This is a genomic window from Allosphingosinicella sp. (assembly GCF_059502505.1).
Window position 1 is genome coordinate 1 of sequence record NZ_JCACEU010000015.1, and the last position, 17817, is coordinate 17817.

Below are 17817 nucleotides of genomic sequence, written 5' to 3' on the forward strand. Positions count from 1 at the left end.
CCGCCAACCTCGAGACCGTCAACACCTATGAAGGCACGCACGACGTGCATGGCCTGATCCTGGGACGGGCGATCACGGGGATCGCGGCTTTCTAAAGTAAAAGACTTTTCACGGAGATCGCGCGGACGCGGCGGATTTCCGAACTATAATAAGCACTAAGTCAGAACGTATATCCCAAATGGGATATTACTTTGGGGCTTTCACCCACATAAAGTCTCAGCGACCCGCGCTAAACCTTACAGTTTGCGTGGTGTTCCGGCTTTGACCGTCGAGGTCCAGCCGGGAGGGCGGCAATCATGGGGGACTGATGAAGCGGGCTTCTGGCTTTCTAGCGGGCGGCGCGATCCTGTTGTGCCAGACCATGATCGGACCTGACTTCGCCCAGGCGCAGACGAGCCCCGCTCCTCCAGCCATTCCCAACCCTCCGACCCGCGAGGAAGTCGAGCGCGCACCTGTCCGGACGCGGGTTGCGCGGGCGCCGCGCGTGTCGGTCGAGGGCGGTATCGAGCGCGCGCCCTGCGCGCTGGCGGGCGAGGAGTTCCGCAGCATCCGCCTGACCGTCAACTCGGTCGCCTTCGAGGATCTGCGCGGGCTCGCGCCGGACGCGCTCGCGCCTGCTTATGCCGAATATATCGGTACCGAGCAGCCGGTCGCAATCATTTGCGAGATCCGGGATCGCGCCGCGACGATCCTGCGCAATGCCGGCTATGTCGCGGCGGTCGAGGTGCCCGAGCAGAGGATCGCCGACGGCGCGATCCGCTTCCAGGTGCTGATGGCGAAGCTGGTCGCCGTGCGCGTGCGCGGCGATGCCGGCCGCGCGGAGCGGACACTCGCCGGCTACCTCGAGCAGCTGACCGAGCAGGAGGTGTTCAACCGCTACGACGCCGAGCGCTATTTGCTGCTGGCGGGCGATATGCCGGGTTACGATGTGCGCCTGTCGCTCCGCTCTGCAGGTGCCGGGCGCGGCGAGGTGATCGGCGAGGTGGCGGTGCTCAGGACGCCGGCCGAGGTCGACTTCAACGTCCAGAATTTCGGCTCGCGCGACCTCGGCCGCTTCGGCGGGCTGCTGCGTGGGCAATTCTACGGGCTGACGGGCCTCGGCGACCGCACCAGCCTCGCTTTCTTCTCGACCGCAGATTTCGACGAGCAGCAGACGCTGCAGATCGGACACGACTTCCGCCTCGGCAGCGAAGGCCTCGCCCTTTCCGGGCAGTTCACCTACGCCTGGGCGGATCCCGACGTTGACGACAGCGGCTTCGACGTGAAGGCGCGGACCCTGCTCGCCACCGCCGAGGCGAGCTATCCGTTCCTGCGCAGCCAGAGCGCCAGCGTCTACGGCGCCGCCGGGCTCGACATCATCAACCAGCGGGTCAACGTGAACGGCGATCCGCTGACCCGCGACCGGCTGCGCATGGCGTTCCTCCGGGTCAACATGGAAAGCGCCGATCCGGCCAGCCTGCTCGGCCAGGGCGGCTACAGCGCCGCCGAACCGCGCTGGCGGGTCAACGGTTCGCTCTCGCTCCGCCGCGGCCTCGACATATTCGGGGCCAGCGAAGGCTGCGGACCCAATCTCATCCGCTGCAACGCGGCCTCGCTCACCACGCCGAGCCGGCTCGAAGGCGATCCCACCGCCACCGTGATCCGCAGTGAATTCTTCGGCGAAGTGCGGCCCACGCCCAAGCTCACCATCGCCGCCGGCATCCGCGCGCAGGCGAGCGACGATCCGCTGCTCAGCTTCGAGGAATTCTCGGCCGGCAATTACACGGTCGGCCGCGGCTACGATCCGGGCTCGCTGCTCGGCGACAGCGGCGTCGGCATGCAGCTCGAGATGCGCTTCGGCAGCATCCTGCCGACCGCCGCCAATCGCGCGTCGGTGCAGCCCTATGTCTTCTTCGACCTCGCCAAGGTCCGCAACAAGGACCGGCTGACCTCCGACGCGAACAACAGCCTCGCCTCCATCGGCGGCGGCCTGCGCAGCATCTTCAAGGGCGCGACGATCGACGTTGCGATCGCGGTGCCGCTCGAGCGCACCGGCATCCAGACCCGGCGGCCAGACCCGCGGCTGCTCGTCTCCCTGACCACCCGGCTTTTGCCCTGGAGCTTCTGATGACAAAGCTCGATCACCTGCCCTCGCGCACCCTCCGCCTGCAGCGGCAGCGCAGCAAGCTGCTCGTCTCCTGCGCCCTCGCCTCGGCGCTGGCCGTGGCCGGTCCCGCGAGCCGTGCCTCGGCCCAGGCCTTCCAGGGCACGCCCAGCTTCGATCCGGCCAAGGTCACCCGCGTCACCGGCCCGAACAGCGAGACGATCACGCTCACGGCGCCGCAGGCGATCATCAACTGGACGCCGACGGACAATACCGGCGCCGGGCCGATCAATTTCCTGCCGCAAGGCAATACCGCCACGTTCCAGAACGACACCGCGATCACCAACTTCGCGGTGCTGAACCGCATCATCCCCGCCGACACGAGCCGGCGCGTCGATTTCAACGGCCAGGTGATCAGCCAGCTGCGCGACTCCGCCGGCACCGTCATCGGCCCCGGCGGCACCGTCGCCTTCTACAGCCCCGGCGGCATCTTCATCTCGTCCACCGCCGTGTTCGACGTCGGCAGCCTGCTGCTGACGACGCTCGACCCGATCGCCGACGCGAACGAGAATTTCATCGGTGCCGGCAATCTCATCCAGCTGCGCGGCGCGACCGATGGCATTTCGACCGTATCGACTGCCGCCGGAGCCCAGATCAATGGACTGGCCGAGGGTAGCTACATCGCGATGGTCGCGCCCCAGGTCGTTCATAATGGCGCGGTTCGCGTCAACGGAACGGCCGCTTATGTCGCCGGCGAGTCGGTTGATCTCACCATCAATGACGGCCTGTTCGACATCACCATCAACAGCGGTACCGCGGCGGGCGGCACGCCGCTGCTGCACGACGGCGCCACCGGCGGTCCGGCCAGCACGGGCGGCACCGACAACCACATGATCTATATGGTCGCGGTGCCCAAGAACCAGGCGATCACCGCGATCCTGCGCGGTTCGGCCGGTTTCGACGCCGCCACCAGCGCCACCATCGAGAATGGCGAGATCATCCTGTCGGCGGGTTTCGACGTTGCGGGCCAGTCGATCCAGCCGGTCAACCCCGACCCCGCGGACGCGAGCTTCCTCATCGACGGGGGCACTTTCGGGTCGGATATCACCGGCCAGGCGAGAACCGACTTCTTCTCGGCCAGTATGACCGCGTCGACGTCGTTCGCCGGCGACGTGTCGCTGAGGGCGGGCGATCGCGCACATATCGCCGCGCGCAACGGGCAGACCGTCACGATCGGCGGCAATGCCCGCGTCGATACGCAGATCATGGGAACCGGCGACGTCACGGCGGGCGAATCGCTAATCTACGCGGAAGCAGGCGGATCGCTCACGATCCAGGGGAATGCGGACGTAATCGCCATCGCGGGGACCTCCGGGAATACGGTTCCCGCAATCGCGGACGGAGGTGGCGCCCGCATCTTTGCCAATAACGCATCCATCCAGGTGAACGGCGCGACGACCGTCGATGCCAGCACCGTCCAGTTCTCGGCGTCTCCGGGGGATGTGAGCGCCGAAGGCAGGGGCGGGCAGGCCAGCCTAACGGCGTCCAACAACGGCTCGGTCACGCTCGGGTCGCTGCTCGTGATCGCGCAGGGCCGGGGACAGCTCGATCCCGGCGGCGGCGTCAGCGGCGCCGGCCTTGGCGGCGGGGCCAATGTATCGGCCGACAGCGGCGGCGACATCGTTGCGTCCAGCGTCACCGTCGTCGCGGGCGGTGTTGGCGGGAACCGCACCAGCACCAGCACCGGCGCCGGTGCGGGAACAGGCGGAAACGCGACCCTGCTGGTGGACGGCGGTACCATCAACGTGTCGGGCGACGTGGGAGTGTTCGCCTCCGGCACGGGCGGCGGGGCGAGCGGGGGCGCGTCGGGCAGCCGCAATGGTGGCGCGGGCACCGGCGGGTCGGCCCGCGTCGCGACGAACGCCGGCGGCGGCCAAATCATTGTCGGGGGCGTGCTAAGCGCGGCTGCCAGCGGTATTGGAAGCGCCGGTGACGGAAGCGGCACCGGCGGGGCAGCGACGGGAGGCGATGTGGACATCGCTGCTGTCACGGCGGGCAGCACGATCAGCGCCTTCCAGATCGTCGCGAATGCCGATGGTGTGGGCGGCACAGGTGGCGGGCAGCCGGACGGCAATGGCGGCGACGGGGCTGGTGGGACGGCCAATGTCGGCGCCGGCAGCGGCGCCCTCAACGTCACCGATACCGCCGATGTCAGCGCCGACGGTCTTGGCGGCGACGCTGCCGCGACTGGTGTGGCTCAGAGCGATGGCGGCAACGGCCAGGGCGGCACGGCTCGCGTCAACATCTTCCAGGCCGGCGGCAGCGTCGACATCGGTACCTTCGTAGATCTCAGCGCAGAGGGGCTGGGCGGAAGCAGCCTCGACCTGGCGACCTTCACTCCCGGCCAAGGAATTGGCGGCAACGGCGTTGGCGGCAATGCCGAACTGATCAACGACGGCGGCACGATGAGCCTTGGCGGGGTATCGCTGCTCGCGGACGGCGGCGGCGGCGATGGGGCCAACGGCGGCAACGGCACCGCAGGCAGATCGCAGGTCTTTGCCCGCAACGGCACCACCGAGCTCACCGGCGGGCTTGAGGTCGATGCCGAAGGATTTGGGGGTGACGGCGGCGTCGGCGGATCCGGCGGCACCGGTCTCGGCGGCCGGTCTGAAGTGATCGCTGGGACCGGCGGGACGCTGATCCTCACCGAAGTCGACATCGAGGCGAATGCCGAAGGAGGAGACGGTCCAACCGGCGGCCTCGGCCAGGGTGGATTGACCAGGCTGTCCGCGTCTGCCGGCGGCAGCATCAGCTTCGACACCGTCGTGCTCAATGCGGTCGGCGAGGGCGGCGGCGCAGACGAGGATGACGCTACTGCGGCGGGCGGCGAAGGCCGCGGCGGCTTCGCCGATCCGGCCAACACTCTGTTCAACGGTGGCGTCGAGGTGATCGCCGACGGCGGCCAGATCAACGGCACGTTACTGGTCGGCGGGGCGTTCGGCGTTGGCGGGTTCGGGAGCCTCTCGGATGGCACCGGCACCGGCGGGCGTGCTTTGCTCCTTGCAACCAATGGCGGCGACATCAGCCTCGGTGCCGCGATCCTCAAGGCCGACGGCTATGGCGGCGGCTCCTATGACGATGGCGACGGCGAGGAGATCGGCCTCTATGGCGGCGATGCCTTCGGCGGTACCGCGGACATCAACGCCAACGGCGCCGGCAGCACGATCACGATCCAGAACGAAGCCGATCTCAGCACCACGGACATCGAATCCGACCTGCTCGACGAACTGACCCTCGGGTCCGACCTGCTCTCGGCCAACGCTTTCGGCGGCCAGAACAATGGCGGCGGCGATCTCGTCGGCGGCAGCGCCACCGGCGGCCGCGCGGCCATCTTCGCGGGCGCCGGCGGCAGCATAACGCTGCCTGCCACGGCCGCGAGAAGCGGCTTCATCCGCATCCTCGCCCGCGCCACCGGCGGCGGCGCCTCTATCGAAGGCGGACGCGGCGGCGACGCGACCGGCGGCATCGTCGATGTAGGCACGAACGGGGGCACCATCACCGGCGGCCCACTTCTCCCGAGCGCATTCGCCCAGGCCGGATCGTCGGTGACGCCGACCGCCAGCATCACCGGTGGCAACGCGGTCGGCGGCACTCGCAGGATCTTCGTCGGCAATGGCGGCATGCTCACCGCCTCGATCGGCGGCGGCAGCGCCGGCGGTCAAGGCGGCGATGGCTCCGGGACCGGTAATGGCGGCGCTGCCAGCGGCGGCGTGTCGCGCGTCGACATCGACGGCGGCCGTGCCGACCTTTCCGGCACGAACCTCGTCTTCACCAACAATTTGGGCGGCACCGGCGCGCTCGGCGGCGACGCCACCGGCGGCACGGCAACGGTATCAGTCCGTAACGGCGGCACCCTCAACGTCGCCAGCGGCGGATCGCTCGCCGTCTTGGCTGACAATACGGGCGGCATCGGCAGCATCCGCGGCGGCACTGGCGGCGGCGGCACCGCGCAGCTTGACATCGGCACCGCCGGCACCGGCTCGTCGATCACCGCCCCGACGATCGAGCTGTCGAGCCAGGGCTTCGGGGGCGCGCTTCGCGACGGCGGCACCGAGCGGAGCGGCGACGGGCTCGGCGGCACTGCGCAGATGTTCGTGGGCGCCGGCACGACCTCGCTAACCGTCGGCGACCTCACGGTCCGCGCCAGCGGCACCGCCGGCGATTTCGTCGCCATCGACAACTTGCCGAACACCAGCTTCGTGTCCGGGACCGGCACCGGCGGCAACGCCACTGTCAATTCGCAGGGGCAGCTGGACGTGTCCGGTGCCCTTACCGTCGAGGCGGACGGAGGCACGTCTTCGGCCGTCGCGGGGGGCGACGGGATCGGGGGCAGGGCCGTCCTGTTCACCACCGCCGCCAGCGGCAGGATCAACGTCGTCGGCCAGACCCTGGTCAGCGCAACCGGCACCGGCGGCAATTCCGACACCATCGCGGGCGGCGACGGCACCGGCGGCCTGGCGTCGCTCAATGCCTTCGGCGGCGACATCACGCTTGCTGGGGCGATCATTCGTGCCGAGGGCGTCGGCGGCGCCGGCACGACCGGCGGCGCGGGCAGCGGCGGCATCAACACGGCCACGGTCGAGAATTCGAACGGCGGCGTCGACATCACCGCGGCCAGCGGCGGCCGGCTGCGTGTCGCCACCCTGACCGCTACCGCCACCGGCCGCGGCGGCGACGGCTCCGCCGGAGTTGGCGGACCGGGCACCGGTGGCGACGTCGACATGGCGGCCGCCTCGTTCGGGGGCGGCGGCGTGGTCGACGTCGACACCGTGACCCTGCTGTCGCGCGGCCTCGGCGGCGCGGGCGGCGCCGGCGCTGGCGGCGGCGCGGCCGCGGGCGGCCTCGTTACTCTGGTGGCGGAGGCGATCAACACGACGCTCGCTGCCGACAATGTTTTCGTCGACGTCGGCACCCTCGGCGGCGCCGGCGGGGCGGGCAGTGCCAGCACGACCGGCGCCGGCGGGGCGGGTGGAGCCGGCGGCTCGGCTGTCGGCGGCTTTGCGCAGGTCGGCACGTCGAGCGGCCCGGCCGATCCCACGCTGCCGAAGAACGGCACGGCGACCTTCCAGAACCTCACCGTCACCTCTCTCTCGATCGGCGGCGCCGGCGGCGCAGGCGGGGCTGGATCGGCCGCGGAGAATGGCGGCGCGGGCGGCGTCGGCGGCAATGCGGTCGGCGGCTCATCGACGCTGCTCGCGCGCGGCAGCCGCGTCACCGCGGCCAATGTGACACTCAATGCCAATGCCAGAGCCGGCCTCGGCGGTGTGAACGGCGGCACGACGACTGCCGCCGCGACAGGCCGGGCGGCGGGCGGCTCGGCGGGGGCGCTCCTCACGACTTTCTTCCAGACCAGCGACCCTGCGACGGTCGAGGTCGGCACCCTCAACATGACGGCGACCGGCCAACTTTCCACCGACGGGCTGGCGGTCGATCAATATGGCGATGTGTCGGTCGAAGTGATCGGCAGTACGGCGACGATAGGCACGCTCTCGATGATCGCGGGCGGACAATCGGGTCGCGATCTCGCGGCGCTCGGCCTGTCCAGCCCGGCGGTGAGCCCGACGGCCGATCCGAGCTTCATCCGCGCGAACGAGTCGACGGTGAACGTGACGGGAAGCGCCTTCGTATCGGTCGACAGCGACTTTGCTTTCGCCGCGGTCGGGGACGGGACGATCCTCGGCGGTCCGGGGTCGAGCATCGATGCCCAGGTTTTCGGCACCCTCTCGTTTACCCACGACAGCCCGAGCGGCACCGGGGTCACGGTCGCCGCGCCGAGCATGTTCCTCGACTCGACCGATATCGACATCGCGGAAACTGCGCTGGTTGGAGACGTCGAGATCACCGAGATCCTCTCGATCTTCGCCAATGCGGAGGGGCAGCAGGTCGTGTTCGGCGGCGACGAGGAGGGACCTGGCTACACGCTCACCCGCACGGAGGCTTCGCGCCTCGACGCGCAGAATTATTCCATCGAGGTGGATCGGGTCAGCGACGAGCCCACGGGACAGCCGGACGTGTTGATCCGCGACCTCGAGATCGAGGGCAGCGGCAGCGCCACCGAGGGCGGTTCCGTCCAGCTGTTCGCCGACGGCGATATCCGCGTCGAAGGCAAGCTGCTCGTCTCCGGCGCCGGCGGGGCGGATTTCCTCTCCCTTAACACTCCGGGCCTGATCGAGGTGATCACGCCGACCGGCGGCATCACCATGGTCGGCTCGGACGGCATCCTCGCAGGCACCCTGCTGCTGGATGCCAACAGCATTGTCGTCGCCGACTCGACGCTCGCGGCGCAGATTCGGGCCAATCCGAACTTCGAGGGCCGCAACCAGGCGCTGCGGACCAACAATGGGCCGGTGGACCTGACCGGCTATGTCCGCGCGGGCGGTATCTTCCTCGAATCCGGGGGCGGCCCGATCCTGATCCAGAACAGCGGCACCGCGACCGACTTCGCCGGCCTGACGGTGGGCGAGGGCGGGCTCAGCATCCGGTCCGAATTCTCGGAAGAGCCGATCAGCGTCGTCGCCTTCGGCCGCAAGCAGAATGCCGACGGCAGCTTCACGACCGGCGACGCCTTCTTCGAGCAGGTCAACTTCAACACCGATCCGGAGAGCCCGGAGGAGGAGTCGACCACCTACACCGCGGACTCGCAGTTCAACACGCGCTCGATCGCGTCCGCGGCGCCTCCGCCTCCGCCTCCGCCTCCGCCACCTCCGCCTCCGCCGCCACCTCCGCCGCCACCGCCGCCGCCGCCGCCGCCACCCCCGCCTCCGGCCGCGCCGCCGCCGGTGTCGGGTTCGGAGGTCGTGATCGGGCCGATCGGCGGTTCCGATCAGGGCGCCGCTGCGCAGGATGACGGCGACGGTGACGGCGGTCCGGGAGGCAGCTTCGGCTCCGGCTTCGTCGGCCTGATCGATACCGGCGCCATCTCGAACGAGGCGCTGATCGAGGAAGCCGTGGCCAGCGGCGGCGACAGCACGCTCTGGACCGACGGCGAGGGCGATGCCGAGGACGAGGAAGACGAAGAAGAGGAAGGCGAAGCGCCGGCCGAACAAGGAAACGAACCATGAAGCGGACCTCTGTTTCGATCGCCGCCCTCGCCGCGGGGCTGATCAGCCTTCCGGCCGCCGCTGCGGCGGAGACGCCGATCAGCCTTCAGGACAGCTTCCGGATCGGCAGCGGCTCGGGCGTCGTCTGCTCGGCCCAGCTGGCGAGCGCGGACGCGGCGATCAGCGACATGTTCGACCGCGCCTATGCGGTCACCTGCCGCGACGCCTCGGTGCCGGTCGGCCAGCTCTATGCGCTCAAGCTCCGTCGCGAAGACCCGCGCGCCCGTCTTGCTTCGCAGCGCGCGGACAAGGCCAATTGCCAGGCGGCGCAGAGCCAGCAGGTGGAAGCGCTCGGCGCGGTCGAGGTGCTGAACTGCACGCTCAAGGACATGGATGTCGGCTATCGCGTCTACCTGCTGCGCGAGGGCAACACGCTCTACGTGGCGGAAGGGCTGGCGGGCTATGACAGCGCGCTCAGGCTCGGCCTTCGCACCATCCTGGCGGACGCGCCGGTGGAGGGCGAGATCTCGGTTGCCCTGACCGAGGCGGGGGACGCGGCCTCCTTCGCTCGGGTGCAGGCCGGCACGCTCGATCCCGACCGCGCCCTCGCCGAAGCCTACCGCCGCAACAACAGCGGCAATTATGCGGAATCGTCCGAATTCTTCGCCTCTCTCCTGCGAAGCGAGACCGACACGGGCAATCAGGCCGAGGCGCTCGTCAACGACGCCCTTCAGCAGTCGAACCTCGGCAATTTCAAGGAAGCGAACAACCGCTTCGCCCGCGCCGCCGAAGCGGTCGACAACGATCCGGTGCTGACGCGGATGCTCCGCAACTACCGGACGATGCACCTCCTCAACCAGAAGCGCACGGCGCAGGCGCTGGCGGAGCTCGACCGGCCGGTGCCGGTGCAGGCGGGGCGCGCCTCGGCATCGATCGAGGATCTGGTGATCGACAAGGCGACGGCGGCGGAGCTCAGCGGCGCGTCGGGCGTGGCGCGGCAGCTCGGCTCGGCCGGCGCCGGCCTGCTCCCGGAGGAGAAGGCGGCGATCCTCGATGCGCAGGCGCAATATTTGCGCGGCACCACATACCGGCTCCAGGACAAGCCGGCCGAGGCGGCGGCTGCGCTCAACCGCGCGCTGAACGAGCTTGCTTCGGTACGCGGCGGGCGGGTGTCGTCGACCGTGTGGATGCGGGCGCAGCTGCTCGGCGAACTCGCCTCGCTCGCCGAGGAAAGCGGCAATGCTGCCGAAGCGGAGCGCCAGCACCAGGCCGCCATCGCCCTCCTCGAAAGCTATTATCCGACCTCCGCCGCGCTGCGGAACACCCAGGCGCGGCTCGCCTCCTTCTACGCCCGCACCGGCCAGAGGGAGCCGGCGCTGGCTTTGTTCAAGCAGATCGTCGAGGCCAACAGCGGCAGTGCCACCAGCTCCCCGTCGCTGCGCGAGGGGCTCGCACCCTATTTCGCTCTGCTCGCCGAACGCGGCACCGAGCCGGGGGCGGTCGCCGACATGTTCCAAGCGAGCCAGGTGCTGGTGCGGCCGGGCGTCGCCCAGACGCAGGCGATCCTGGCGCGCGAGCTCTCCGGCGGCAGCGGCGAGGCCTCACGCCTGTTCCGCCAGGCAGTGACGCTCACTCGCGACATCGAGCGGAACCGGGTCGAGATCGGCCGTCTCTCCGCAATCACCGAACCCTCGGCTTCGGACGCCGCGCGGCTTCAGGAACTGCAGACACGCCTCGCATCGAACGAGCGTGAACAGGTCGCGACGCAGGCGAAGCTGGCCGATTTCCCGAGCTATCGCGTGGTCTCAAGCGCCGCCTTGACGCTCGACGATCTGCAGAAGGAGCTTCGCGAGGGCGAGGCCTATTACAAGATGGTCGTCGCCGGTGATGCCACCTACGCCTTGTGGGTGACGCCGGCGTCGGCGCGCGCATGGAAGCTCGGCGCGGGGCCGCGTGCGCTCGAGCGGGAAGTCGACACGCTGCGCGACACGATCACCAAGGTGCAGGACGGCCAGATCCAGACCTTACCTTTCGATGTTGCGCTCGCCCACGAAATCTACCTGCAGTTGTTCGAGCCGGTCTCGGCGGATCTCGCCTCGGTGCGCCACCTGATCTTCGAGCCTGACGGCGCGATGCTGCGCCTGCCGCCAAACCTGCTGGTCACCGATGCGACCGGCGTGCGTGCCTATCTGGAGCGGGCCAAAACGTCCGATGAGGCTGCCTTCGACTTCACCGGGGTCCAATGGCTGGGCCGCGACCGCGACGTCAGCACGGCGGTCTCGCCGCGCGCATTCCGCGACGTGCGCCGCGCCGCCCGCTCGGCGGCGAAGCTCGACTATATCGGCTTCGGCCAGAATGCGGTCCCCAGCGGCGAGGTGCAGGCGGCGAGCGCCGCGCGCGGCCTCAGCGAAGGGTCCGACACCTGCTCCTGGTCGATCGCCGAATGGACCCGTCCGATTGCGCCCGACGAGCTCTACCTCGCCGGCCGCCTCGTCGGGGAAGGGGAATCGGAGATCGTTACCGGCTCGCAATTCACCGACACCGCTATCAAGCGGCGGGAGGACCTGTCGCGCTACCGGATCATGCACTTCGCCACCCACGGCCTCGTCACTGCGCCCCGGCCCGAATGTCCTGCGCGGCCTGCGCTGATGACGTCCTTTGGTGAAGGCGAATCGGACGGGCTGCTGACCTTCGCCGAGATTTTCGATCTGAAGCTCGACGCCGATCTCATCATCCTTTCCGCTTGCGATACGGCGGGCAAGGCGACGGTGGCGGCAACGCGCGAGGCGGGTGTTCGCACGGGCGGCGACTATGCGCTGGACGGTCTGGTGCGCGCCTTCGTCGGTGCCGGCGGGCGTTCGGTGATCGCCAGCCACTGGCCGGTGCCGGACGATTATGACGCGACCAAGCGCCTGATCTCCGGCTTGTTCCAGGCGCCGGCCGGAACCTCCACCGCCGGAGCGCTGCGCGCATCGCAGATCGCGCTGATGGACCAGCCCGACACGTCCCACCCTTATTACTGGTCCGGCTTCGCCATCATCGGCGACGGCTCGACCGCCGTCATTCCCACCGAGCAGAGGGCTGAAGCCGGCAAGGACCCCACTCCGGCGCTGTAAGTCCATCCTCAGGCGCTGTTCGCCGCAGCCGTTCGCGCGCATAGGGCGCGGGTTGCTCAGGCGCGCTGGAGGAGGGACGGATGAATGCACCGGTGATGGGCCGCGATCTGTGGGATCGCCGGCTGTTCAGCGGCGGCTGGGTTGAGGCGCAGGGCGGCACGATCGAGATCCTGGAGCCGGCGACCGGCAATGTGCTGGGGGAGGTCGGCAACGCCTCGCCCGCCGATGTCCGCCACGCCGCGGCCAGGGCCAGCGCGGCGCAGAAGGAGTGGGCGGCGCATCCGCTCGCCGCGCGCGCGCCGATCTTCCGCAAGGCGGCGCAATTCATCGAGAGCAATGCCGAGGCGATCAAGGAGTGGATCGTCCGGGAAACCGGCGCCGTTCCCGCCAAGGCGGCGGTCGAGCTCAAGGTGACGATCGGCGAGCTGCACGAGGCCGCAGCGATGGTGACGCAGCCGCGTGGGCTGATCCTGCCGAGCGAGCATAATGTCACCAGCCTCGCGCGGCGGCTGCCGCACGGAGTGGTGGGCGTAATCTCGCCGTTCAACTTTCCGATGATCCTGTCCAGCCGCGCGCTGGCGCCTGCGCTGGCTGTCGGCAATGCGGTGGTGCTGAAACCCGACCCGCGGACGCCGGTCACTGGCGGCCTCATCCTCGCCCGCGCCTTCGAGGACGCGGGATTGCCGCCGGGCCTGCTCCACGTCCTCCCGGGCGGGGCCGAGGCAGGGCAGGCGCTCGTCACCGATCCCGACGTGGCGATGATCTCCTTCACCGGCTCAACCGGTGTCGGGCGCCGGATCGGCGCGCTCGCCGGCGAGCATCTCAAGAAGGCGAGCCTCGAACTCGGCGGCAAGAATTCTCTGATCATCCTCGACGATGCCGATCTCGATCTCGCCGTCTCCAATACCGCCTGGGGTGCCTTCCTCCACCAGGGCCAGATCTGCATGGCCACGGGCCGCGTGCTCGCGCCGGAGAAGCTCGCCTCCGCATTCATCGGCAAGCTCGTCGAGACGGCGAACCGTCTGCCGGTCGGCGATCCGTTCCGCGAGCAGGTGGCGCTCGGCCCACTGATCGACAATCGGCAGGTGGAGCGTGCGCTCGGCATCGTCCGCGACAGCGTCGATGCGGGTGCTAAGCTGCGCGCCGGCGGCAATGCGGAGGGGCCCTTCTTCCGCCCGACCGTGCTCGAGGAGGTCGGACCGGGCATGCCCGCCTTCGAGCAGGAGATCTTCGCCCCCGTGGCACCGATCACAGTCTACCGGGACGAGGAAGATGCGATCCGCCTCGCCAACATGACCGATTATGGCCTGTCTGCGGGGATCATCACCGGCTCGAGCGCGCGGGGCCTGGAGCTTGCCGAGCAGCTCAAGGTCGGTCTCGTCCATGTCAACGATCAGACTGTGGCCGACGAGCCCTACGCCCCGTTCGGCGGGACCGGCACGTCCGGCAATGGCGCCGCACATGGCGGGCCCGCGAACTGGGACCAGTTCACCCACTGGCAATGGCTCACCATGAAGCACGCGGCGCCGCGCTACCCCTTCTGAGAAGCATGCTGATGCAGACCCGGTCTTGCATAATTATGCATCGGTACGCATATACGCGCACCTCATGACACGCGTAGCGATTCTTGGAGCCTCGGGCTTTGTCGGTGGTGAGCTGTTGCGGCTCTGCGCCCTGCACCCGCACCTGCGCCCGGCGCGCCTGTTCGGCGACAGTCAGGCCGGCGCACCGCTGGCGAGCGTCCACCCGCATGTCGCGCCTGCCTATCCCGACATGGAGATCGAGCGGTTTGCCGACGAGGCGCTCGACGACGCGGACCTCGTCTTCGCGGCGCTGCCGCACGGCCAGTCACAGGCCATCGCCCCGAGCATCCTAGACCGCGGCATTCCTTTCGTCGATCTCGGCGCCGATTTCCGGCTGCGCGATGCCGCTACATATGAGCAATGGTATGGCGAGGCGCATCATGCGCCGCAGCTGCTCGGCCGCTTTGCCTATGGCATCCCCGAGCTTCATCGTGAGGCAATCCGGAACGCACAGGCCGTGGCGGCGGCCGGCTGCTACCCGACTTCGGCCATCCTGGCGCTGAAGCCGCTCGTCGACGCGGGGCTCATCGAGCGCGACGGGATCATTGTCGATGCGAGCTCCGGCGTCAGCGGCGCGGGCAAGGGCCTCAAAGACTCCACCCACTTCAACACGGTCGCGGAGTCGCTCTCCGCCTACGGCCTGCTGTCGCACCGCCACACCGCCGAGATGGAGGAAAGCCTGAGCGCATCCGTGCTGTTCACGCCGCATCTGGCGCCGATGAACCGCGGCATCCTCGCCACCTGCTACGGCCGCGCGACGCGGAAGATGGCGGCTGGAGAGCCGCTGGGGGTGCTCCGCGCCGCTTATGCCGCGGAGCCGTTCGTCCATGTGACGGAGCAGCCCCCCGCAACCAAGTGGACGCTGGGATCGAACACGGCGCAGGTGACGGCGCGTTACGACGAGCGGACCGGCCGGGTGCTGGCGATCGCCGCCCTCGACAATCTCGTGAAAGGAGCCGCCGGGCAGATGATCCAGTGCGCCAATCTGATGCTCGGCTTCGAAGAGACTGCCGGGCTCCCGATCTGCGGAGTCTATCCATGAGCGTCACCGCGGCCGAAGGGTTCGTCGCGTCCGGCTGCCATGCCGGGATCAAGCGGCGGCGCTACGACATGGCCCTGCTCGCGACCCAGGACGGGCGGCCGGTGGCGTGCGCCGCTGTCTTCACGCAGAACAAGTTCTTCGCCCCCCCGGTCGATGTGAGCCGCACGCGCCTCCGGAGCAATGGCGGCAGCGCGGCAGCGATCATTGTCAATTCGGGCAATGCCAATGCCGGCACCGGTCCGGCCGGCAAGGCCGATGCCGAGGCGATGTGCGCCGCGGCGGCCGATGCGCTCGGTATTGAGGTGGACGGCGTGCTGGTCTGTTCGACCGGCATCATCGGCACGAAGCTGCCGATGGAGCAGATAATCGCCGCCACACCCAAGCTCGCGAAGAAGCTGTCCCGCGAAGGCGCTCACGATGCGGCCAAGGGCATCCTCACCACCGATCACCAGACCAAGGAAGTGGTCGTTCGCGGCTCCACCTTCACGCTCGGCGGCATGGCCAAAGGCTGCGGCATGATCGCCCCGAACATGGCGACGATGCTCGCCTTCCTCACCAGCGACGCCGCCGTGTCTGCGGAGGAGATGACGGAGATCCTGCGCGACGCGTCCGATCGCAGCTTCAACACCCTCAACGTCGACGGCGCGACATCCACCAACGACACCGCGATCCTGCTTGCCTCCGGACGACGCGGGCGGCCGGACATGGCCGAGTTCGCCGACGCCGTGCACAAGGCCTGCGAGGATTTGACGCTGCAGATGGCGCGCGATGCCGAGGGCATGACCAAGATGGTGGCGCTCCGCGTCACCGGCGCCGCGAGCGATGCCGAGGCGCGGATCGCGGCCAAGAACATCGCCGAGAACAATCTCGTCAAATGCTCCTGGTATGGCGGCGATCCTTATTGGGGCCGCCTCCTCGCTGCCGCCGGATCGTCGGGCGTCGCGTTCGAGGCGGAGAAGACGAGCGTCGCTTATGGCGACATCGTCGTCTCGCGCGCGGGCACGAATTTCGAGCATGACGAGAAGGCGGTGGCGAAGCACATGGCCGGCGAGCGGATCGAGATCGAGGTCGCGCTCGGCCTCGGCTCCGGCACCGCACAGGTGATCGGCATCGATCTCGGCCCCGGCTACATCAAGGAAAATTCGAAGACGTCATGATGAAGCCGAACGAAACCGCGCGCGTCCTCGTCCAGGCGTTGCCCTATATCGAGCGCTTTCGCGGCAAGTCCGTGGTCGTGAAGCTGGGCGGCGCGGCGATCGACGCGGAGCTCGACCGTGCGCTCGCGCAGGACGTGCTGCTGCTGCGCAGCGTCGGCGTGCGGTGCGTGCTTGTACATGGCGGCGGTCCGCAGGTCGATGCGATGATGCGCCGGGTCGGCAAGGAGCCGAAGTTCGAGAACGGTCTGCGCGTAACCGACGAGGAGACGCTCGAGATCGTTCGCATGGTGCTGGTCGGCAAGATCAACCGGGACCTCGTCGGCACGATCAACCGCGTGACGAGTGAAGAGCCGGTCGCCGTCGGCGTGTCCGGCGAGGATGGCGGGCTCCTCACGGTGACACCGCGCGAGTCGAACCTCGGCTTTGTCGGTGACGTCAGCATGGTCCGCGCGTCGGTCCTCCACCGGCTGCTCGACGAGGGGCTGACGCCGGTGGTCTCGACCATCGGCGCCGACACCAACGGCCAGCCCTATAATATCAACGCCGACGAGGCGGCGCGCGCGATCGCGGTGGCGATGGCAGCCGAGAAGATCGTCTATCTGACTGCCGCGCCCGGGCTGCTGGAGGATGTGAACGACGAAGCTTCGCTCGTGCCGCGCCTGACTTCGGCCGAGCTTCGCGAGCGCATCCAGCATGAAAGCGTTTCCGCGGGCATGATCCCGAAGCTCAAGGCCTGTGCCGATGCGGTGGATGGCGGCGTCGGCTCCGCGCATATCATCGACGGCCGCGTCCCGCATTCGCTGCTGGTCGAAATCCTCACCGACGAGGGCATCGGCACGATGGTGAAAAGGGAGGCGAGCTGGTGAGGGACCTCCTCGCCATTCGCGACCTCGGCCGCGAGGATCTGGAGCAGATCATCGCCCTCTCCGAGCGGCAGGACCTGCCGCGTCCGCTGGAAGGAAGGGGGGTCGCCCTCTATTTCCAGAAGCCGAGCGCCCGGACGCGCAACTCGATGGAAATGGCGGTGGTCCAGCTCGGCGGCCATCCTGTCTACATCCAGAAGGATGAGGTCGGCCTCGGCTCCCGCGAAAGCGTCGAGGACGTGGCGCGCACCTTGGCCTGCTACCACTCGATCATCGCGGCGCGGGTGAACGACCATCGCCTGCTGGAGCAGATGGCGGCGGCGGTGGACACGCCGGTGCTGAACATGCTCTCCGACAGCGATCACCCGCTCCAGGCGCTCGCCGACCTGCTGACGGTGAAGCAGCTTCTCGGCCGAATCGAGGGCGCGCGCATCGCCTATATCGGCGATGCCAACAACGTCGCACGCTCGCTTGCCGAGGGCTGTTCCTTGCTTGGCGCCGAGATGGTCGTGGCGAGTCCCGACGGCTACGGCTTCGTCGAGGCGCTTCCGGGCGTGCGCCAGGTCGCCGATCCCGCCGAAGCGGCGGAGGGCGCACAGATCGTCTATACTGACGTCTGGGTCTCGATGGGGCAGGACGACGAGACTGCTGCGCGCCAGGCCGCCTTCGCCGACTATCAGGTCGACGCCGCCTTGATGGCCCGCTGCAGCGACGCCTGGTTCCTGCACTGCCTGCCCGCGCGGCGCGGCGAGGAAGTGACCGCCGAGGTGATCGACGGTCCGCGCTCGGCGGTCTGGCGCCAGGCCGAGAACCGGATGCACAGCGCCCGCGGCGCGATGGCATGGATGTTGGGCCTGCGCGGCCTCTGACGAA

General features: G+C 69.0%; 8 protein-coding genes. All 8 read left to right on the plus strand.

Annotated features, from left to right (window positions below):
* Positions 1–307 precede the first annotated feature (307 nt).
* The 8 genes from AC5JBD_RS07705 to argF all read left to right on the plus strand — a co-directional run bounded on the left by AC5JBD_RS07705 (position 308) and on the right by argF (position 17813).
* Positions 308–2107, plus strand: coding sequence for a ShlB/FhaC/HecB family hemolysin secretion/activation protein (locus AC5JBD_RS07705; RefSeq protein ID WP_495721207.1), 1800 nt, complete (start codon positions 308–310; stop codon positions 2105–2107).
* Positions 2107–9204: a beta strand repeat-containing protein gene (locus tag AC5JBD_RS07710; RefSeq protein WP_495721208.1), complete on the plus strand. Its 7098-nt coding sequence runs from the start codon at positions 2107–2109 to the stop codon at positions 9202–9204. The genes AC5JBD_RS07705 and AC5JBD_RS07710 overlap by 1 nt, the downstream gene beginning before the upstream one ends.
* On the plus strand, positions 9201–12299 hold the full coding sequence (locus AC5JBD_RS07715; RefSeq protein WP_495721209.1) for a CHAT domain-containing protein: 3099 nt from the start codon (positions 9201–9203) through the stop codon (positions 12297–12299). Before AC5JBD_RS07710 ends, AC5JBD_RS07715 begins: the two co-directional genes overlap by 4 nt.
* An 80-nt stretch (positions 12300–12379) precedes the next feature.
* Positions 12380–13843, plus strand: a complete 1464-nt coding sequence (locus AC5JBD_RS07720; protein WP_495721210.1) for a benzaldehyde dehydrogenase — start codon at positions 12380–12382, stop codon at positions 13841–13843.
* A 64-nt stretch (positions 13844–13907) separates the two neighbouring features.
* A complete protein-coding gene (gene argC, locus AC5JBD_RS07725) occupies positions 13908–14924 on the plus strand; it encodes an N-acetyl-gamma-glutamyl-phosphate reductase (protein WP_495721211.1) in 1017 nt (338 codons plus the stop codon).
* On the plus strand, positions 14921–16081 hold the full coding sequence (gene argJ, locus AC5JBD_RS07730; RefSeq protein WP_495721212.1) for a bifunctional glutamate N-acetyltransferase/amino-acid acetyltransferase ArgJ: 1161 nt from the start codon (positions 14921–14923) through the stop codon (positions 16079–16081). Before argC ends, argJ begins: the two co-directional genes overlap by 4 nt.
* On the plus strand, positions 16081–16947 hold the full coding sequence (argB, locus tag AC5JBD_RS07735; protein WP_495721213.1) for an acetylglutamate kinase: 867 nt from the start codon (positions 16081–16083) through the stop codon (positions 16945–16947). The genes argJ and argB overlap by 1 nt, the downstream gene beginning before the upstream one ends.
* Positions 16944–17813 carry an ornithine carbamoyltransferase gene (argF, locus tag AC5JBD_RS07740; protein WP_495721214.1) on the plus strand — a complete coding sequence of 290 codons (870 nt, stop codon included), beginning with the start codon at positions 16944–16946 and terminating at the stop codon, positions 17811–17813. The genes argB and argF overlap by 4 nt, the downstream gene beginning before the upstream one ends.
* The last annotated feature ends 4 nt before the right edge of the window (positions 17814–17817 follow it).